22 protein-coding genes and 4 pseudogenes are annotated in these 19,004 nt (G+C 53.9%); 8 read left to right on the top strand and 18 right to left on the bottom strand.

All coding sequences use genetic code 11. The features are described from left to right. Nucleotides 1-6 precede the first annotated feature (6 nt). The 8 genes and pseudogenes from FY046_RS12930 to FY046_RS12965 form a co-directional block, all read right to left on the bottom strand. Nucleotides 7-855: a hypothetical protein gene (locus FY046_RS12930; RefSeq protein ID WP_446186128.1), complete on the bottom strand. Its 849-nt coding sequence runs from the start codon at nt 853-855 to the stop codon at nt 7-9. Beyond that, the gene (locus FY046_RS12935) at nt 848-1,570 is read right to left on the bottom strand and encodes a DUF2612 domain-containing protein (RefSeq protein WP_446186129.1); all 723 of its coding nucleotides are present in this window, start codon (nt 1,568-1,570) and stop codon (nt 848-850) included. The genes FY046_RS12930 and FY046_RS12935 overlap by 8 nt, the downstream gene beginning before the upstream one ends. Further along, on the bottom strand, nt 1,567-2,748 hold the full coding sequence (locus FY046_RS12940; protein WP_446186130.1) for a baseplate J/gp47 family protein: 1,182 nt from the start codon (nt 2,746-2,748) through the stop codon (nt 1,567-1,569). The genes FY046_RS12935 and FY046_RS12940 overlap by 4 nt, the downstream gene beginning before the upstream one ends. Nucleotides 2,749-2,779: 31 nt before the next feature. Then, a complete protein-coding gene (locus tag FY046_RS12945) occupies nt 2,780-3,112 on the bottom strand; it encodes a hypothetical protein (protein WP_446186131.1) in 333 nt (110 codons plus the stop codon). Next, a complete protein-coding gene (locus tag FY046_RS12950) occupies nt 3,109-3,324 on the bottom strand; it encodes a hypothetical protein (RefSeq protein WP_446186132.1) in 216 nt (71 codons plus the stop codon). Before FY046_RS12950 ends, FY046_RS12945 begins: the two co-directional genes overlap by 4 nt. A 65-nt stretch (nt 3,325-3,389) precedes the next feature. After that, nucleotides 3,390-3,965, bottom strand: a pseudogene (locus FY046_RS12955) (phage terminase large subunit); the annotation flags it as partial. Then, entirely contained in the window at nt 3,931-4,929 is a 999-nt protein-coding gene (locus FY046_RS12960; protein ID WP_446186133.1) for a terminase small subunit, read from the bottom strand. The pseudogene FY046_RS12955 and the gene FY046_RS12960, both read right to left, overlap by 35 nt. Before the next feature lie 125 nt (nt 4,930-5,054). Continuing rightward, nucleotides 5,055-5,177: pseudogene (locus FY046_RS12965) on the bottom strand (terminase small subunit); the annotation flags it as partial. A 168-nt stretch (nt 5,178-5,345) separates the two neighbouring features. Here FY046_RS12965 and FY046_RS12970 point away from each other — a divergent pair. Further along, the gene (locus FY046_RS12970; RefSeq protein ID WP_446186134.1) at nt 5,346-6,071 is read left to right on the top strand and encodes a hypothetical protein; all 726 of its coding nucleotides are present in this window, start codon (nt 5,346-5,348) and stop codon (nt 6,069-6,071) included. Between the two features lie 94 nt (nt 6,072-6,165). Here the strand turns inward: FY046_RS12970 and FY046_RS12975 are convergent, their stop codons facing one another. The 4 genes from FY046_RS12975 to FY046_RS12990 all read right to left on the bottom strand — a co-directional run bounded on the left by FY046_RS12975 (nt 6,166) and on the right by FY046_RS12990 (nt 7,858). Continuing rightward, entirely contained in the window at nt 6,166-6,474 is a 309-nt protein-coding gene (locus FY046_RS12975; RefSeq protein WP_446186135.1) for a hypothetical protein, read from the bottom strand. Nucleotides 6,475-6,577: 103 nt separating this feature from the next. Further along, nucleotides 6,578-7,039 (bottom strand): lysis protein, encoded by a 462-nt coding sequence (locus tag FY046_RS12980; protein ID WP_446186200.1) that lies wholly within the window; start codon nt 7,037-7,039, stop codon nt 6,578-6,580. Continuing rightward, nucleotides 7,039-7,560 (bottom strand): lysozyme, encoded by a 522-nt coding sequence (locus FY046_RS12985; protein WP_446186136.1) that lies wholly within the window; start codon nt 7,558-7,560, stop codon nt 7,039-7,041. The genes FY046_RS12980 and FY046_RS12985 overlap by 1 nt, the downstream gene beginning before the upstream one ends. Further along, complete coding sequence (locus tag FY046_RS12990) at nt 7,547-7,858, bottom strand: hypothetical protein (RefSeq protein ID WP_446186137.1); 312 nt, start codon at nt 7,856-7,858, stop codon at nt 7,547-7,549. The genes FY046_RS12985 and FY046_RS12990 overlap by 14 nt, the downstream gene beginning before the upstream one ends. A 300-nt stretch (nt 7,859-8,158) precedes the next feature. On the opposite strand from FY046_RS12990, the pseudogene FY046_RS12995 reads away from it, so the two are divergent. The 7 genes and pseudogenes from FY046_RS12995 to FY046_RS13025 all read left to right on the top strand — a co-directional run. Then, nucleotides 8,159-9,880, top strand: a pseudogene (locus FY046_RS12995) (exodeoxyribonuclease); the annotation flags it as partial. Beyond that, nucleotides 9,837-10,998 (top strand): annotated as a pseudogene (locus FY046_RS13000) (RecT family recombinase). The pseudogenes FY046_RS12995 and FY046_RS13000, both read left to right, overlap by 44 nt. A gap of 205 nt (nt 10,999-11,203) precedes the next feature. Next, nucleotides 11,204-11,461: a hypothetical protein gene (locus FY046_RS13005; RefSeq protein ID WP_446186138.1), complete on the top strand. Its 258-nt coding sequence runs from the start codon at nt 11,204-11,206 to the stop codon at nt 11,459-11,461. After that, entirely contained in the window at nt 11,458-11,715 is a 258-nt protein-coding gene (locus FY046_RS13010; protein WP_446186139.1) for a hypothetical protein, read from the top strand. Before FY046_RS13005 ends, FY046_RS13010 begins: the two co-directional genes overlap by 4 nt. After that, nucleotides 11,690-12,082 carry a helix-turn-helix domain-containing protein gene (locus tag FY046_RS13015; protein WP_446186140.1) on the top strand — a complete coding sequence of 131 codons (393 nt, stop codon included), beginning with the start codon at nt 11,690-11,692 and terminating at the stop codon, nt 12,080-12,082. The genes FY046_RS13010 and FY046_RS13015 overlap by 26 nt, the downstream gene beginning before the upstream one ends. A 75-nt stretch (nt 12,083-12,157) precedes the next feature. Continuing rightward, on the top strand, nt 12,158-12,400 hold the full coding sequence (locus FY046_RS13020; protein WP_446186141.1) for an excisionase: 243 nt from the start codon (nt 12,158-12,160) through the stop codon (nt 12,398-12,400). Further along, nucleotides 12,384-13,508: a phage integrase Arm DNA-binding domain-containing protein gene (locus tag FY046_RS13025; RefSeq protein ID WP_159337154.1), complete on the top strand. Its 1,125-nt coding sequence runs from the start codon at nt 12,384-12,386 to the stop codon at nt 13,506-13,508. The genes FY046_RS13020 and FY046_RS13025 overlap by 17 nt, the downstream gene beginning before the upstream one ends. A 73-nt stretch (nt 13,509-13,581) precedes the next feature. Here the strand turns inward: FY046_RS13025 and FY046_RS13030 are convergent, their stop codons facing one another. The 6 genes from FY046_RS13030 to FY046_RS13055 all read right to left on the bottom strand — a co-directional run bounded on the left by FY046_RS13030 (nt 13,582) and on the right by FY046_RS13055 (nt 18,994). Next, on the bottom strand, nt 13,582-14,538 hold the full coding sequence (locus tag FY046_RS13030; RefSeq protein ID WP_431022737.1) for an AEC family transporter: 957 nt from the start codon (nt 14,536-14,538) through the stop codon (nt 13,582-13,584). A gap of 57 nt (nt 14,539-14,595) precedes the next feature. Further along, nucleotides 14,596-15,615, bottom strand: a complete 1,020-nt coding sequence (locus tag FY046_RS13035; RefSeq protein ID WP_133844989.1) for an AI-2E family transporter — start codon at nt 15,613-15,615, stop codon at nt 14,596-14,598. A gap of 74 nt (nt 15,616-15,689) precedes the next feature. Further along, a complete protein-coding gene (locus FY046_RS13040; protein ID WP_159337299.1) occupies nt 15,690-16,322 on the bottom strand; it encodes a methionine ABC transporter permease in 633 nt (210 codons plus the stop codon). A 23-nt stretch (nt 16,323-16,345) separates the two neighbouring features. Next, nucleotides 16,346-17,137: a methionine ABC transporter ATP-binding protein gene (locus FY046_RS13045; protein WP_133844991.1), complete on the bottom strand. Its 792-nt coding sequence runs from the start codon at nt 17,135-17,137 to the stop codon at nt 16,346-16,348. Between the two features lies 1 nt (nt 17,138). Continuing rightward, the gene (locus tag FY046_RS13050; protein ID WP_133844993.1) at nt 17,139-17,945 is read right to left on the bottom strand and encodes a MetQ/NlpA family ABC transporter substrate-binding protein; all 807 of its coding nucleotides are present in this window, start codon (nt 17,943-17,945) and stop codon (nt 17,139-17,141) included. A 14-nt stretch (nt 17,946-17,959) separates the two neighbouring features. After that, nucleotides 17,960-18,994, bottom strand: a complete 1,035-nt coding sequence (locus FY046_RS13055; protein ID WP_133844995.1) for an isopenicillin N synthase family dioxygenase — start codon at nt 18,992-18,994, stop codon at nt 17,960-17,962. Nucleotides 18,995-19,004 lie beyond the last annotated feature (10 nt).

Raw genomic sequence — 19,004 nt, forward strand, 5'->3', positions numbered from 1 at the left:
GACTCCTTAATAGATGATTATAAATTCTAAAGCCCACTGAGCGAATGCACCTGTCGTATTAATACCAACAGCGGTTCCACTGCTCTTTGGCATTATGGTAATTCCTGCGTTTCCAGTGTTGAATTGGGCTGTTGTGGAAGTCAGCACGGCACCAAGAGATCCAGCCATTGACCCCGTATCTCCAGCAGTGATCCTAGCGGCAAACCCTATAGCAAAATCACCCACGGAGTAGCCATTGTTAGCAGAAACGCACCGTAGTCGAATGTTAAGAATGCACTCTTCTGGGGTTAAAGTTAACCCATGGGTTTGAATAGCAGGCGTGTTTGCTACGAGCGTAATCCCAGGGGAAACATATGTGCGCTGCCTTTTAACCCCTAGATTGGCAATTGCAGCTGCCTGGGCGATTGCTCCAGCTTGTGCTATTTCTGAGAGGTTGTTTGATGTCTTTAAAAAGCCGGAAATGTTTGCAAGGGCGTTCTTAGCTGTTAATGCCAGTGTCCACTTGGCTGAAGGTGGAACGCTCCCAACATTACTGTCCGATAGTGAAATGTAAACCTCTCCATTTCTGACACACACAGAGCCAGTATAATATTCCTGAGTATTATTCCATTCAGGAACACCCATCTGATGCTGGTAGGCGATAAACTGGCTCATCGCATGCATGGCGGCGTTGAAGTCTTCAAGGGAGGGATGTTCCGAGGGGCCAACGATGCCCCAGCCACGCAAGAATGCCGCTGTAACCTGTGATGTCAGGTCGTTCGCTTGTGTCGTTCCGCCGAACACTGTTCGTTCCAGCCCCTGGGCATTTGAGGCGAAAGCCTGAACATTCCCCTGATAACGCTCAATTTTAGACATGAATTTTCCTCGAAAAAAAACCGCCCTGATAGGCGGCGTTGAACTTGCTGGCAAAGCCTCTGGCTGCCGGGTTTCGCGAGAAACCGAAGGTCATGCCAGGCGTTACCTGATAGAAATAGTCATAGCGGACGCCCGCTGGTTTTGGTAACAGGCCGAGCCGCACAATCAACCGCAGCTCGTCAACTGACACCTGTGGGGATATATTCAGCGCGAGCGTCATGTCTTTGCGGTCGGTGACGTACGCCCGGCCATTAAACGCGGCCTGTATAACATCTTGCAGGCTGACGCGATCGTCAGATGCGATAGTTGACGCCGCGGCGTTTCTTGCTATTTTCACCCTCAGGAATCGGCGATATTCATTGTCGCCCAACTGATAAGGGCCGTAGGCCGGAGCGAATTTGCTGTAAAACGGAGCGCCTGTGTATGCGACGTTTGATTTACTGCCGAAGCCCTCAGAGTTGAGATGCTCCTGAAATCCGAAAAACACCTTAGCCAGCGCTTCCGGTACGCTTCTCGGTAATCCTACGATTCGCCCTATCACATCCAGTCGATAGCCTGTCACGCGGTCGAGATCAAAGTTCGCCGGATTACGGATGAAATCTGCAATTACCTGCCACTGCGCCAGCATGGCCTCTATTTCAGCCCGGGCTTTTGGCTTTTCCCAGTACTGCTTGATGAGCATCAGCGTGTAACGTTTGATGATATCGTCACTCACGGGATCACCTCTTCGATATCAATGCTCGCTATATCAAGCGTGAATTTCCCCTGAAATCCCGGAGATAATTCAGCGTCGGTAAACGTGGCGCCATCATCACTGATTTGCAGATTGGTCAGCACGAAATTAACCCGGCCAGCACCGTAGCCATTCTCATAAAATTCATTGGCATCAACCGATTCGCCAATGTGTATAACGCGCGCGGCCAGCGCCGCTTTTAGCGTGTCGAGGTCTACCGGATCGTTTGCCACCTTCCGCCGGGCGGTCAGCTTGATATGCAGGGGTTTATATACTGGGCGGTCGAACTGGAGATCGTGGGCTATCAAAAGAGTCGTGCCGTCGGGCCTGACGAGCGTTTCGGTGTATCTCCCGGTGACGGTGCCTTTAGTACCGGTGCCTCCCCCTTTCTGCTTGACCATGACCGATATAATTTCTGAGATAGCCCCACCTTCAACAACAAGCCATACTGAATTCGCGGGGATGCCAGTGGCCTCGTCGTCGACTCTGGTGTCGTTCTCATCAATATTCAGATCCGTGACACCGGGGAGCTGTGCGACTTTGGCGAAAATCGCCCCGGTACTGCCTGTGGCCGGGTTCTCGAGCGAGCGGTTCCGGCGCTGACGAAATTCTTCCGGCGTTTCCTCATCTCGCCCGACCACGGCCTCTGTATCAGAGATAATGCTCAACACGCCAGGTTCAGGCGTAATTTGCGTGAAAGTGTCCGCCACCAGCCCTGTAACTTTCCCGAAGTTTTGCGCGAAAAAGGTTACTGCCGTGGTTCCGGCCGCCACAGTCACATCCTGTCGGATAAACCAGACCTGATTGGCCTGGTCGCGGATCCGGTATCCGCTGTACAGAAGAACGGGCCTGTCGGTCGTGACCTTTAAGTCGCGTTGTGACCGGGAGCCAGGACGCAAATAAAGGCCATGTAGCTTCGCAATAATTTGCTGCATATCACCCGTATTAAAGTCAGGATCCATCTGTGAATAGAGCCATTGCAGTGCTGCTTCAACGTCCGTTCGTGCCTGGGCCTCCAGCGCAACGCGCTGACCATCGGGCGAGTCCTGGTCTAAGTCAATATCCTGACCGTAGATGGTCTTGTACCCATCAGTAAGGGATTGAAATATCTCCCTGAATGTATCCACCTGAAGTCCGTTATTATCGAACTGTAGTGCCATTTTTCTGTGCCCCGCTTACAGGAAATATTACTTACTGTTCATCAAATACGGTTTCAATACGCAATTCGATGACCTGATGCCGCGTTGCTTTATTGACAGTCATCGACAGCTCAATGATTCGCATCACGCCATCAGTTGCCAGGACAACCCTCTCGATTTCACGCAGTGTTTCCTGCTCTGTGTTCTTATCTGAGAGCAGGTACAGCCAGTCGATGTTGTCGCTCATATTGAGTGGATTGTCGTTGCTGAATGATCGCACCCGGGTCTTTACTTTCTGTGCAATGGCTATGCCACCAGTGATGCAGTTCTGACGACCCCGACCAAACGTCCAGTCATTGTCCTTATCAAGAGCTGATACAATCATGCGATCCCCGTAATAATTCCGTTGGTTACTGTGATTGTTTTGTCGTCAGCGCTTCTGAATGATCCGCTGACACCGCTCTGACCCGATGTTTCCAGTGACTCGTACTGCATCCGGCCACGAACCACACATGACTCCAGGGTGGTAACGCCGCCCTGCTGGGTGATGTCGCCAGTGAGCACAAGGTCGCCGTCGTGGTCGGTATTTCCTTTCATCAACCTGTTCTGTTTAGGAATAGAAATAGCCGTGGACAGCGGATTTACGCCGCACAGTGCAAAGCCGGCGACAGCGCTTCTTTCGAGTTCTTTATCGGGTCATCGATGATACCGAGGTCAATTTTCTTACCCGTCAGCGGACCACCCACGCCCGCACAGACATATGTCCCTTTGTGGTTGGCAATGCCAAACTCATCGGTGTTGCGCTTCACCGCCACGCCGTCAGCGGGCTTGTTGCCCAGCCAGGCACCGGGGAATATGTTGCGGTATTCCGGTGTGGACATAATCCGCTGAACGTCAGCGTTCATGTCTCCAGCCAGGTCAGCGGAGTACGACAGCGCACCGACACGCATATCAGGGTATCTGCCGAAGAAATACGCAGGGAGGTAACGCGAAACGATATCCGACTTACCATGCTGCGGCGGCGCGCCGAGAATCAGTATCGGCCTCTTCCCGGCTGCCATATCCTCCAGGAAGATGTCCAGCTCAGAGCAGACCTTTCGCGAAAAGTCGCTGACGATGTAATCAGGGTTGATGTACTGAATGAAATCGTGAAGACTGTTCCGCGCGTTACGCCGCTTTAGTAGCTCCCTGGCTGCTGCCTGCTTACTTACCGCCGATAATTGCGGCGAGTTGCTCATCAGTGAGATCCTCCGCACTTACAGAGTGGCTGTGCTGGATAGGCTCACCATTCGGCCCGCTCAGTTCTGTTTTGGTCTTCATCATACCGAGGTGCTGGGCGACCATCTTCATCGCGTCATCCTGATTACGGGTGATCACCTCCAGACCGGCTTTCCCCTCTTTAATCCCGGCGAACAGCCTACGCTCTGCACCGCTTAGATCCCGTGTATCGTGGAATACAGAGTGGCCGATACCAACGCCGTTGCAGCGCGGGCAATCCGGGTTAGGGTCCAGCGTGCCGTCGTAGCCGTAGCCGCCAGTGTCCTGCGGTTGCCTGGCTCCTTCCTTCCCTGCGACCTTTTCCACAGCTTCATCAAATTCGACAGCATCACGCCACTGATAGTTATGTCCGAACCCCCAGCAGTAACGGCAGCAGCAACGGTGATGTTCGGTCAGTTGCGTCGCGTCTGCTGTCGCAATGTCCCACCACCATTTCAACACTTCGTCCTGAGTTACTTTCACTCTTCGTGAGCGTTCGTCCAGTGCATCGCGTATCGCCTGGCTGACCTTAGCATTCCTTAGCAAGCGAGAAGCGTTGACGTATGCCGTATTACCCTCGCCTTTGTAGCCAGATCGCTTGTATGCGGCGGTGCGATTGAGGTCGATAAGATATTCCTCAACAAACCTGACCTGCATATCGTTCAGCCCGTAATTGCGCAGATTGAAGGGTTGCGCGGTTTCCTGCGCATTGGTCTGCGCATCAGTTGGTGTTTGCTCATGCTGCGCAGCTCTAGGGGTTTGTTCAGCCTGCGCATTGCGCACTTTCTTCTGCGCAGTTTTTTGTGCAGTTGGCTTTTTGATATAGCGCCGCGCAGATGTGTAATTCAGTCCCTGCTCTTCGCACCAGTCTTTCGGTGAAATACCGGATTTGGCATGATCGGACAGGAACCGTTTTTGGAGGTCTCCCCAGTCCGGTTTAGCCATGTGATATCTCTCCGTTTATAACCATTACGATGCCTACTCAGGTGGGCATTGTGATGGAAATAAGCTAATTTACTGGAAGAAAAAACCATATGAAACATTAGGGTGAATTATGTATTTATCGCTCACTTTAGTTCAGAGATTCTGTTCTGAATGTCAGGTTTAGACAGGTTTTCAGATGCAGTTCTGTTTACGGTCTTATCGCTGTACCCCGCCCGAATAGCCGCTTGCGTGGCGTTTAAATCGATGATTTACTCGCGACAGAACATTTCTTGTTTGTCGGTGAGTGCCATATTTATCCCTGTCAGAAATGTGGTCAGTTGAGGCGCGTGTTATTACTAACGCAAAATAATTAATGTCTTAGCACCAGGCTGGCTATCCACCTCGTCGCGACAGTACAAATTATAAAGGATAATGCTTTGAAGAATTTATTAACAAACGAACGCCTCATAAAACTCACTGAGGAAATCGAATCCAGGCTGGGAATCATTTCGACTGGTTACATGTCAGATGAGCATAGGGAAGTAGCCCGATGCTCTATGGCCTATGTAAACCAAGAAGGATGGCGTTTGCTAATAGATCCCAACTCGGCATTAACTGAAGCCACTGCCTGCCATGAACTGGCGCATCTAATTTTAGTCATAGAGGGTTGGCCATTCTTTACTGTCTGCCCTTCAATCCAAAGAGGGACCACCGAATATCAAACTTTGCGAATGCTATCGAATTTGGCCTTGCATCCTGATGTTTGGGAAATCGTTAGGCAGATGGGTTTTAATGAAATTCCTGACTATAAACCCGGCATAGATGATTTAGTTTCAAGTATTGATGCCAGAACGCTGGGCCAAGACGTCCATCCTTCTCTTGTGGCGTCAATCAGGGGAGCATTTATAGCAAGCGCCCTGTTAGGTCCTTTAGATGAGGGTTATGAGAAAAAAATCCAATTGAGCGCATGCCGAAATATGCCGGATGCCCTTGCTTTAGCTAATAAAGTAGTAGAAGCATTTGAGAAGCAGAAACCTCTTAGTCCTACGAAGTGTGCGGATGCGCTGCTTGAGTCTTTTCAGATTCTCAATCTTGAACCAAGTCTTCTAACGCTGCAGGAAGTAGACGCGATTGATCCAAATTTCCGCGCTATGTTTATCTAGGGTAATTAGACATTATCACAGGCACTCAGTGATGCCTGATGTAATGCCGCACGGCGATGGCAATAAAAAACCGCCCGGAGGCGGTTTGCATAAATCAGTCGGTCAGTGAGTTTCGATGCTCTTGGCATTTATCCCAAACGTGGCTCTCAAAAGATGGGGGCATTCTGAACTGCACAGAACGCTGAGGTCCGCCAATTCCATGCTCGGACCTATACTCTTCTCTCGTAAACTGTAACGCTGCAACCTCAATAATTGAATTTGGTGGTGATATCTCGCGCTGCTGATCATCAAAAACTTTAACCACAATGGTGTCATCATCAACATAAATGGCATCATATCTTACGAGGCGCGTATTTGTACCGCTCGTGATGTAGCGTGTTTCAATTCTCGAATAAATCATCATCTATTCCTTCTGAGTTGTGATTGCTGCACTCAGAAGATAATCAATTTTCCCAACAGTTTCATTGTCATTAATCAGGCCCATTTGCGAGTGCGCCCTGTGATGGTCACTTCAAACACTGCTGGCGCACATAATCCTGTAAGCCAATCAGTTGGCCGGTCACCGTGGCAATTCGCTCTCTGAGGGTGAAATAATCCCGTTCAGCGGAGTGAGTAAGTCGGGGGCTGGCTGCATCATCCAGGCCGGTGGCGCTGGCCGTTCCGTTCGCGGGACACTTTGCGTTGATGCGCAGCCCACATTTGCCAGAGCTAACGCAACGCTGCAGATCATCAAGCTGCTTTTTCGCATCAGCTAACCCCTTAGTGTATTTCTCATCGAGTGCGGCGACTTCACGCTGGCGCACCTGTATATCGCCGATGGTGGCGTTCGCTAGGTTCAGCTCTTCGGCTTTATCGTCGCGTTGCTGCTTGTACTCAATGGCGTTGTCGCGGTAGTGATTCACCAGCAGGGCCAGGACCACCAGCGTCAGAATTGCCGCACCGCCGATAATGGCCGCTATGCGCCCCATCACACACCATCCAGGCAGAGCGCTTTCTCTGCTGCGCGCCGGGTGACCAGGCCATTCAGTTTCACGCCACCAGCATAAACCCAGCGCGGAAATTGCTCACAGGCCAGTGCAGTTTCACCCTGGCGCAACAGCTGGAACAGCGTCGATTTCTGCATGGCACCACAGCCGACATTAAACGTCAGGGATGTCACTGCTGAGAAAGTATTGTTGCTGAGTTGCTTACCGGCGGCCCAGCGGTTAACGCACTGTTCGGCCTGAAGGATGTTTCGTTCCCAGTCTCGTGCGATCTGCTCATCGGTTTTGCGTACACCCGCTTTAACGCCGTGGGTGTTGCCGATGCCGTCGGTCAGTACGCCCGCAGGACAAACGTATGGATCTCGTCGACAGGATTCAGCATTACCTATTAGATCCAGGCCGCGATGATTAGTGCGGACATTACCCGCGCTCAGGATAATCGCGATAATCGTACCAACCGAACATACGACGCCTGCCGCACCACCTGCTTTCTTAATCGCCGACATGTATCACCTTTTTCATTGCCTCTGTAACTACCTCAGCTGATGCCGGCCGCTCGTGCTCAGGCTTTTTCGCCACGTCCTGGAGGTATTCTTCCAGCAACCGGGTTCGCTTTTTCTCTTCATCCAGGCGGGCGCGTTCATCACGGCGTTTCGCGTAATACGTCTTGATTGTGAAGTACGCCGAGATCACCGCGCCGATGATGAACACATAGTCCTGGAGAGACAGAAGAGAAAAACCAGCGAGCAGAGTCGACCACCAGTAAGGAAGGTTATGTCCGTCTGTAGGGTTCATTCGCTGCATATCCGCACCTCCGTTATCGGGGCGCTGTGTGAGTAGAAAAAGATTCAGGCAGCGTGTTACGGGTTCCATGGGCCTGAAATAGAAAAGGGCCACGCGTTAGCGCAGCCCAGAAACAAGGAAGCCCCGCGAGGTGCGAGGCTTTTAATTTGGTCGTCAACCAAAGCTATGGCGACAATATCAGATTTATACGAAATATAAGCGTTCTAATCCAGTTTTGCAATACCTGAATCTAAATTTGCTGCCTTCTGTCGTGATCGTGATCTCGTGGCCTGCATTAAAGCATCGCCATGGCACCGTGCACTGAGTAACACGCCGGGAATTCTGGATTTCTCGCGTGCTGCAATATTTGCTGTTGTCCGCACAGCGCAGGAGAACACACATCTCATACCGGGTGATCTACAGGCACACATCAACAGCAGCCTGACAGAATCAGATCATGCAAACCCGTGTCCGGAGCTTGTCGCTCTGGCGAATGGCTCGTCTGTAGAGGTCGCTGATGTAGCAGCTGCGCCGCCAGCCGAGGGACCGATCAAGGCCATGGGCGATGGCAAGTTCGATATCACCGCACTTGTTGCTGAGACAGCGCAGACGGAACCACAGTCGGTACCCGTGGTTACCACAGAACAGGAAACTGCGCCGGAAGTTGTGCCAGAAACCGCCTCAATTGAAGGTGAAGAAACGGAAGTACAACCAACTGAACAGGCAGAACCCACTGAAATCACTGAGGCATTCCCGACAGAGTTCGAGCCTGGCCGCTATGAGGGTCTGCCAAACAACGTCTATCACGCCGCGAATGGCATCAGCAGCACGCAGGTTAAAGATGCCCGTGTCTCGCTGATGTATTTCAACGCCCGCCACGTTTCTAAAACCATCGCCCGTGAAAACTCGAAGGTGCTGGATATGGGAAACCTTGTCCACGAGCTGGCACTCCAGCCGGAAAATCTGGAAGCGGAATTCAGCGTTGAGCCGATTATCCCCGATGGTGCATTCACCACCACCGCGACCCTACGCGAGTTCATCGACACGCATAACGCCAGCCTGCCGCCGATGCTGAGCGCCGACGATATCAAAGTGCTGCTGGATGCACACAACGCCACGCTGCCAGCCCAGGTGCCGCTCGGGGCATCCGCAGAAGAAACAGGCCAGAGCTATATGGCGCTGCCGCCGGACTACCAGCGCATCGAGGAAGGCCAGAAACAAACCGCAGCAGCAATGAAAGCCTGCATTAAGGAGTACAACGCCACACTACCCGCTCAGGTTAAAACCAGCGGCAGCCGCGACGTGCTGCTCGAGCAATTGGCGATCATCACCCCTGACCTGGTGGCGCAGGAAGCGCTGAAACCCGCGCCGCTGAAAGTGTCCGGCACCAAAGCCGATCTGATTCAGTCCGTCAAAAGCGTTACCCCGGACGCAGTATTCGCCGACGAACTGCTGGATGCCTGGCGCGAAAACCCGGACGACAAAATCCTGGTCACCCGTGCGCAGCTGGTAACAGCCCAGGCCATTCAGGACGCCCTGCTGTCACACCCGACCGCAGGTAAGTTCCTGGCACACCCGAACCGCGCTGTTGAAGTGAGCTATTTCGGCATCCACGATGAAACCGGTCTGGAAATCCGTGTACGTCCAGACCTCGAAATTGATATGAGCGGCGTCCGCATCGGCTTCGATCTGAAAACTATCAGCATGTGGAACGTGAAGCAGTCCGGCCTGCGCGCCCGTCTTCACCGTGAAATCATCGAGCGTGATTACCACCTGAGCGCTGCCATGTACATGAACACTGCGGCACTGGACCAGTTCTTCTGGATATTCGTGAACAAGGATGAGGGCTACCACTGGATCGCCATCGTTGAGGCCGGTGCCGAACTGCTTGAGCTGGGCAACCATGAATACCAGGCCACGATGCGCGCCATCGCGAACGCTTTCGATACCGGGAAGTGGCCAGCGCCGATCACCGACGATTACACCGACGAACTGAACGATTTCGACCTGCGCCGCCTTGAAGCGCTGCGCAGCCAGGCATAAGGGGAATGACGATGGAAAACACAAATATCGTAACCACTGAGCAGCAGGCACCTAACACCATTTCGGCCAGCAACTCGATTTTCAACGTCCAGGCTCTGGGCCAGCTGCAGGCGTTCGCCGGGTTGATGGCCCAGTCTGCCGTTACCGTGCCCGCGCATCTGGCAGGGAAACCAGCCGATTGCATGGCTATCGTTATGCAGGCGATGCAGTGGGGCATGAATCCCTACGCCGTCGCGCAGAAAACGCACCTGGTTAACGGGGTGCTGGGTTACGAAGCTCAGCTTGTGAATGCAGTGATCGCCAGCTCCAGCGCCATTAAAGGCCGGTTCCATTACCGCTACGGTGGGGAATGGGAGCGCTGCACCCGCACTCAGGAGGTTACGCGAGAAAAGAACGGGAAGAATGGCAAATACAATGTAACCGAGCGCGTGCGTGGCTGGTCTGATGAAGACGAGATCGGCCTCTACATTGAAGTCGGGGCGGTCCTCCGCGACGAGACAGAAATCACATGGGGCGAACCTATCTACCTGTCGGGCGTCGTAACACGTAACTCGCCATTGTGGGTTTCAAATCCGAAGCAGCAGATCGCTTATCTCGGCGTGAAGTATTGGGCGCGTCTGTACTGTCCGGAAGTGATCCTCGGCGTTTACAGCCCTGACGAAGTAGAGCAGCGCACAGAGCGCGAGATTAACCCGGCGCCAGCACAGCGTGTGAGCGTGCAGGAAATCACCAGCGAGGCCACCACCGGGAGTGAGCAGAAATCGAATGCCAGCATTGATGCCCTGGCGGATCAATTCCGCGACCGTATTGAGTCCTCAGAAGATGTAGACAGCGCAAAAGCTATTCGGGTGGATATCGAGGCACAAAAGGCAACCCTCGGAACAGCGCTGTTCACCGAGCTGAAGAACAAAGCCGTGAAGCGGTATTACCTGGTTGATCACCGCAACAAGGTCGAAGCGGCAATTAACTCTCTGCCGCAGCCGGATGAACCTGGTGCCGTTGCAGCATTCCAGAATGCTGAACGTGCGCTGGCCGCCGCGAAACGTCACCTGGGGGACGAGCTGTATGAAGGTTACAGCGTCACACTTCTTGATATGAAGCCGGAATACGCCGCATAACACGCCCGGCCTTTCGGGGCCGATTAAGGATTGAGCATGAGTAATGAAGACTCCGGCGGCCTGAAATTCGGTACCAGCCAGCAACCTGACGATGGCTGTGATTGGGCGGCTGTCATTATCTGGGAAATGCGTAGCCGTGCACGTATTCGCGCACAAATTAACACCACTCGTCCGGTACCCGTAAGCGTCATGAAGGTAAAAAAGAATGCAGACAAAAAATCAGCTAAAACAAAACGCGCAAAATCTGGCAAACGCCCTGCCGGCACTACAGGCGGAAACGGTAATGCAGCTACTGGAAGCTCTCGAAAAAAGCGAGCAGCTTAACGCCACTATGAGCGAAGCGATTGGCTGGGCTGTATCACAGGATCGCTGGATCCATCGCGAAGAAAATATTTGGGAGTGGCGCGAATCACCACGCGGTTCTTTCAGGCAGGTGCTGGAAGCAGCAAAGGCAGGTGAATGATGAGCAAATCTCAAATGCAGCTGGCCAACCGCGCGTGGCGTATCGAAACGAAGGCGCTGGGCTGGCACCGTGGGTGGAAGAAAGGCCGCAAGCAGTGGAAAGAGTTCTGCCGCCGGAATGCTGAAGTCACTATCGAGGCACGGCATCACGGCGATGAACCGCCATTTGAAGATCAGGGCGATGCATGCTGGCACGTCGATGAAGAGTTGAGCTACTGGCGCCGTAAAGATGAATACACCATTACTTATTGCTGAATGCGAGCTTCGCATATCGCAGTTGAAAATTGCCATTGCACGTAATACTGCACCGGCTGAAGTGTTGGAAACAACGATGGCACTGCACCAGATTGCGCTGACCAGCCTGAAGCAAAAACAGCCGCCATCAGCAGATCCGGGAAAGTTCTCGTTCAGCCTGGCAGTTCAAAGCCTGTCGCTCACCCACGGCATTCCGCTGAACGATGTGGCGAAACGCATGGGTATCCCCGCTCGCTCTGTTCATGGCGTGCTGGCACACGATAAACCCAGTGTTTCAACATGCGAGAAGTATGCCGAAGCCCTAGGCGTTTCAATCATGGAGTTCTTTAGTGCCGGCCACTATACCACCCTGCGTGCGTGTGCCTGAATGATTTTGAGAAATCCACAGCTGGTGCAACGGTTTCCGGGCGCCAGCTGGATCTTACCGTCTGGAGGTTAAAAAGTGAGCAGAACTGTCAAATTACAGGACTGGGCAAAGGAAGAATTCGACGAACCGATCCCCAGCATGCCATCGCTTTTAAAGTACGCAAAAAATGGCATGATATCGCCCTCTCCTTTTAAAGCTGGGCGTTGCTGGCGTGTAGAACGTACTGCTCGATTTGTGGGATATGGCATCAAGCCCACGATAAAAAATAATGATGATGACCGACTGAAAAGGATTCTTGCTGATGGCACGTCCACGTAAATACAACGTAAGCATAGCCGGGCTTTCATGCTATACCGATGCCCGGACCAAAAAGGTGTATTGGCGCTACAAACACCCTGTGACTGGGAAGTTTCACGGTCTCGGCACCGATGAAGCTGCAGCAAAGGTAATAGCCGTTGAGGCTAACAGTCGGTTAGCTGAGAATCAGATGGCAAACATGCTCAGGGCGCGGGAGCAGATAGCTAAAAGTAGTGGCAAGAGTATTACCACAAAGTCATGGGTGGAAGAGTATAGCAAGATCCTCGTTCGCAAAGTCGCAGCTGGGGAAATCAAACCGGCTACCGCAGCAGGCAGAGAGTCAGCACTCAGATCGCTGGTCACACAATGCGGTATTCGCCCACTAAATGAAGTGGGTACAAGGGACATAGCAGTAATTATCGATGAATACGTTACACGCGGCGTGCCAAGGATGGCCCAGCTGTGCAGGTCTGTGCTGATTGACGTATTCAGGGAGGCACAGCATGCCGGAGAAGTCCCACCGGGCTATAACCCTGCCCTGGCAACCAAAAATCCTAAAGCCCGCGTTAATCGGCAGCGCCTTTCTCTCGAAGAGTGGCATGTCATCTATGCCGAAGCCGAAAAGATGCAACCATGGGTATCACGGGCGATGCTACTCGCTCTTGTTACCGGGCAGCGTGTTGGTGATATTTCTGAAATGAAATTTTCTGACATTTGGGATGATGCCCTGCATGTAGTTCAGGAGAAGACCGGATCAAAAGTTGCTATACCGCTTTCGCTTCGTTGCGACGCTATCGGGATGTCTTTGAGAGAGGTGATCGCGATTTGCAGGGATTCAATCCTTAGCCCGTGGATATTGCATCAACGGCATTCTCAGGGAAATTGCAAACCAGGTGAAAAGCTCAAGAAGCACTCGATAACGATTACCTTCTCACGCGCTCGTGATAAATCTGAGCTTTCCTGGTCATCTGGAACGCCACCAAGTTTCCATGAACAGCGCTCATTATCAGAACGCTTATACCGGGATCAGGGTATCGATACACAGACTCTTTTGGGCCATAAAAGCAGGTCAATGACTGATAAATATAATGATGATCGAGGTAAGGAATGGAAGGTCGTGGCAGTATAAAACTGCCGGGTTTTGCAGAAGAGTTTTGCAGGGGTTTTGCAGAAGAGCTTTTCACCCCCACATTTTCCCTCACTCACCCATACGCCCAATCCATCGTAAGCATCAGAATTGGCGTGGTAATTGCCGAAAAAAGCGTGGTCAAAAGCATGCTCGTCGCCGCAGGCCCCGTCAGCGCGTTAAACTGCTGCGACATTAGATACACGTTCACGCCCACGGCCATGGAGGCCAGCAGTACCACCACTTTACTTTCCATCGGCGGCAGCCCAATCATCCAGGCCAGGCCCCACACGACCAGGGGTTGCACGATCAGCTTAATGGCGCTCAGCGCATAGCTGATGGCCAGCCCTTCTTTAATCCGGTAACTCGCCAGACTCATGCCCAGTGCCACCAGCGCCAACGGCACGGCGATCTGCCCCAGCATGGTCACGGGCTGATCAACGAAGACAGGCAATGGCAGCCCGGTCAGGCTGAACAAGGTGCCGGAAAGGATGCCGATAATCAGAGGATTTTTCAGTACGCTGAGCGCGGTATTGCCGAAGCCCTTCAGGTTGAGCGCCCCGTGCCTGAACCACTCCACCGAAACGGTGGCCAGCGTCCAGAGAATTAAGCCGTTAAACACCAGCACCAGCGCAACGGAGGGGATCGCCTCGTCGCCCAGCATCACGCGGGCAATGGGCAGGCCCAGCAGCACGTTATTGGAGAAAATACCGCCGAGGGCGAACACCGATCCGGCCACGCCATCAAGCTTAAACACCTTAGATGCCACAATCCTGCCAATGATAAACACCAGCAGACAGCCGCCGAAAAAGGCAATCAGCAGGCGGGCATCCACCGACGGCCCATCACTGAAGTCGCACATCAGGCGAAACAGCATGGCAGGCAGCGCCACGCGGAACACCAGCCGGTTAATGGCGCTGGTGATACTCTCCGGCCACTGACGCCAGCGCACCAGCAGCCATCCCAGAGCGATCAGCACAAACAGCGGCATGGAAATAAAGATCTGATGAAGCAGCGTGGTCAATAACGACATGGATTATCCGTCAGGGCCGGGAAGTTTCCCGGCCAGCATAGCGCAAGTAAAATAGCCCTAAATCAGTCTGCTGGCACGCAGCTCCGCTTTCAGGTAGGCGTAATAGACCGGGGCGGCCACCACGCCGGCCAGGCCAAAGGCCGATTCAAACACCAGCATCGCTAACAGGATCTCCCAGGTTTTGGCGCTGATGCGGCTGCCAAAAATCCGCGCGTTGATAAAGTATTCCAGCTTGTGGATCAGCACGAGGTAAATCAGGGCAATCAGCGCGGCTTCCAGCGAGATAGAAAGACCGATCAGCACAATCACCGTATTGGAAATCAGATTACCGATAATCGGCAGCAGCCCGGCGATAAAGGTCAGCACCACGACGGTTTTAGCAAACGGGAAATGCAGGCCAAACATCGGCAACACGCCGAACAGGAAACCGCAGGTCAGGATGGTATTGACCAGCGACACTTTAATCTGTGCAAACACCACATTGTGAAACGCCGCCGCCAGGGTGGTTAAGCGGTCCAGCATCGCCTGCTTCAGCGGCGCTTCAGGGCGGATTCCGCTGCTGGTGCGCAGCGAGATGATCGCGCCCAGCAGCATGCCAATCAGCATGGTGGCAAAGGTATGTGCCGCACTGCGGCCAAAGGTCTGCACCACCACCAGATGTTCACGCAGCCAGGTCACTACCTGGTTCTGCAGTTCATCGATGTCCGAAGGCAGATAGCGCGTAATCACGGGCGACAGCGTGTGCTGGGCATCCTCCAGCAGTTTGCTGGCCGTGGCGTGGAAGGCGGCAGGGTTCTGGAAGTCATGCAAAAGGAAGCCGATCAGCTTGGTGATGCCGGTGACCAGCGAAAGAATAATCACCACGCTAAGAAACATAATGCTGATCCAGCGGGCAATCGGCCCTTTCACCAGACGTTCCACTAAGGGCGTCAGGGCCAGAATGGTTTCATAAACGATAAAGCCGGCAAGAAAACAGGGCAACAAACGCAGCGGGAAGATGGCGAACAGCGCAATAAATATCAGGCCGTAGCTGGTGACCTGGCATAATTGCGCCCGATTAACGTTCCGTATTTCCATGACCAATCCTGTCTGAAGGAAAAAAATGAAGCGAATTCAGACAGTATACTATGCGGGCGCCAGATTTTGCTGAATTAACGGCGATGAGCCAGCTGTCGCACCAGGCGATCGCCCACCATTTGTACGGCCTGCACCAGCAGGATCAAAACGACCACGGTGCCAATCATCACTGGCTGATTAAAACGCTGGTAACCGTAGCGGATAGCCAGGTCGCCTAACCCGCCGCCGCCAATCACGCCTGCCATCGAAGAGAAACCAATCAGCATCACCAGCGTCAGCGTCATGCCTGCAAGCAGTGCGGGTAACGCTTCCGGCAACAGGACTTTGCCGACCACATGCCAGCCGCTACCGCCCATTGACACGATGGCTTCAATCCGTCCTTTATTGACCTCATCCAGCGCGTTTTCGACGATGCGGGCAAAAAACGGGATGGCACCAATGGTGATCGGCACGACAGCCGCACTGCTGCCCAGCGTGGTCCCGACAATGATGCGCGTCAGCGGGATCAGCGCAATCAGCAGCACCACAAACGGCAGAGAACGACCGACGTTAACCACCGCACCCAGCAGCGCATTCAGGCGCGGCAGCGGCAGAATACCGTCGTGACGCCCGACCTTCAGCAGCACACCCAGCGGCAGGCCGATAAGAAACGTAAACAGCCCGGCCAGCGCCACCATATACAGGGTTTCCAGCGTGGCCGCCGACATCAGTTCCCACAGCTCATTCAGGTCTAGGCTACCGCGCACAGGTCACCTCCGTGGATGCCATGACGTTGCAGGAAACGGTGTTCTGCCTGCGGATCGTGCAGCAATGCTTTACGCAGTACTGAGTCCGGCTGACGCAGGAGCGTGCTCAGCGCCCCGCTCTCAACGATCTTACCGCCCTCCAGCAGCGCAGCACGATCGCAAATCGCTTTCACTACCTCCAGCTGATGGGTGATCATCACGATGGTCAGACCAAACTGCTGATTAATCTGCTGTAACAGCGCCAGCACCGATGCCGTGGTCTCCACGTCGAGGGCGCTTGTTGCTTCATCGCAGAGCAGATATCCCGGCTGTGCAGCCAGCGCCCGCGCAATACCGACCCGCTGCTGCTGACCACCGGAAAGCTGAGTAGGAAAGGCGTTCGCTTTATCACTCAACCCGACTAAATCCAGCAGCTCTGCCACGCGTACCCGCCGCTGTGAGGCTTTCACCCCGGCAATTTCCAGCGGTACAGCCACATTACCCGCCACGCTGCGCGAGTGCAGCAGATTGAAATGCTGAAAAATCATCCCACTGCGCTGCCGCTGCTGGCGCAAGGCGGCCTGGCTCAGGCGGGTAATGTCCTGTCCATCGACCAGTACCCGACCGGCGTCGGGGCGTTCAAGCAGATTGAGGCAGCGGATCAGGGTACTTTTCCCCGCCCCGCTGCGGCCGAGAATGCCAAATATCGAACCATCGGGGATGGTCAGCGAGACATTATCCAGCGCCGGGCGCTGGTCTGGGCTGTAGCGCCGGGTGACATTCTCGATATCAATCATATTATTTCCCTGCGACCGGGATCACAGAGCCTTTATAAGTCTGCTGAATAAACTCAGCGACCTGCTTCGACTCCAGATCTTTCGCCAGCTGTTTGATGCGCGGATCATTAGCCAGTTTGGGTGTGGTGACCAGGATATTGGCATATGGGTTATTTTTGGCGCTTTCCAGGCCCAGTGCGTCTTTTGCCGGGTTCAGCCCTGCTTCCAGCGCATAGTTGCCGTTGATGATCGCCAGATCGACATCATCCAGCGAACGTGGGATCTGTGGCGACTCCACTTCAAGAATTTTCAGGTTTTTCGGGTTAGTCGCGATATCTTTCGGCGTTGCCTGGTTTTTTGCCGGATCGTTGAAGCCCGGTTTCAGGGTGATCAGCCCCTCGCTTTGCAGCAGGTAAAGTGCACGGCTCAGGTTGGTGACGTTGTTCGGAACCGCCACCGTCCCTTTGTTCGGCACGTCTTTCAGGTTTTTCACTTTATGTGAATAGATGCCGAGCGGCTCAATGTGCACCGTGGCGGCCACGGTAAAGGTCTGCCCCAGCGCTTTTTCCTGATCGCGCAGATACGGCACGTGCTGGAAATAGTTGGCATCGACATCGCCATGCGCCAGCAGTTCGTTGGCGTTGACGCCGCTGGTCAGTTCAATAATTTTGAGATCGAGTGACGGGTCAATTTTCTTCACATAGTTAAGAATTTCAGCGTGCGGCACGGCATCGGCCGCGATGCGTAGCGCCTCCGCCGCCTGAGCGGAAAAAGCCAGTGTCATGGATAACGCGATCCCTGCCAGAGAAAATGGAGCATGTTTGATCATTGCAGTTCCTTTCATTAAGCGGTGTGTTGGGGTTGCTGTTGTTGTTGTAATTCCTGATACCAGCGGGCTGCGACATCCGGATGGGAGCGCAACCGGCCTTTCAGATAGTTCCAGCCGACGTCACGCAGCAGCGGGTTGAGCGGATCGCTCGCCGGGCCTTGTGCCAGGCGGGCAATCTCTTCCGGCAGCGTGAAAACAGGCACCACGGCATCCAGCTGTGCGCCAAGGAAAAAGGCAATCGACAGACGGTCCTGCCCGTTGGGCGGGGATTCCACGCGGTGGACGGTAGCGCGCAGATAGCCGTTGCTGGCCAGCTCAAGCAGTTCGCCGATATTGACCACAAAAGCCCCCTGCAAAGGCAGAGCATCCACCCAGCGATCCGGCTCCACTTCCACCTGTAAACCGCGCTGCTGGTCCTGCAACAGGAAGCTGAGGAAGCCAGAATCTTTGTGTGCGCCCACGCCCTGACTGGTGGTTTCTGCCGTCTGGCCGGGGTAGCGGATCAACTTGATATGTTCGTTAGGTTTTTCGCCGTACAGCGGGTCGAAGGCATCCGGGGCCAGCTCAAGTGCCTGAGCGAAAGCGCGCAGCAGTCGCTGAGACATGGCGGTCATCTCCTGCTGCCAGTGCAGCAGCGTGGGCTTCAGTTCCGGCAGGGCTTCCGGCCACAGGTTCGGTCCCTGCAGGCGCTTCCAGCCTGCTTCACCCGATTGCAGCGCCAGCGCCGGGCGTTCAGCACCGATATCAAACTGTTCACGCCAGTCTGGCTGGCTGCGCGTCAGTTCCGATCCCGCGCGGTTATAGCCGCGAAAATGCGGAGAGTGGATCATCGATACCTGCTGCTTGTCGTCGTCCGACAGGGCGAAAAACTGACGAGACAACTGCTGTACCTTCGCCGACAGTGCTGCATCAACGCCGTGATTGATCAGGTAGAAAAAACCGACATCGCGCGCGGAGCGGCTGAGTTTTTGTAAAAACGCCTGCTGCTGTTCGGCATTGCCATCCAGCTGCGAGAAGTCGAGGATCGGTAGTGAGGTGATCTGGGTCATGGTTGCTCCG

This window comes from Erwinia sp. 1181_3 (assembly GCF_052824965.1).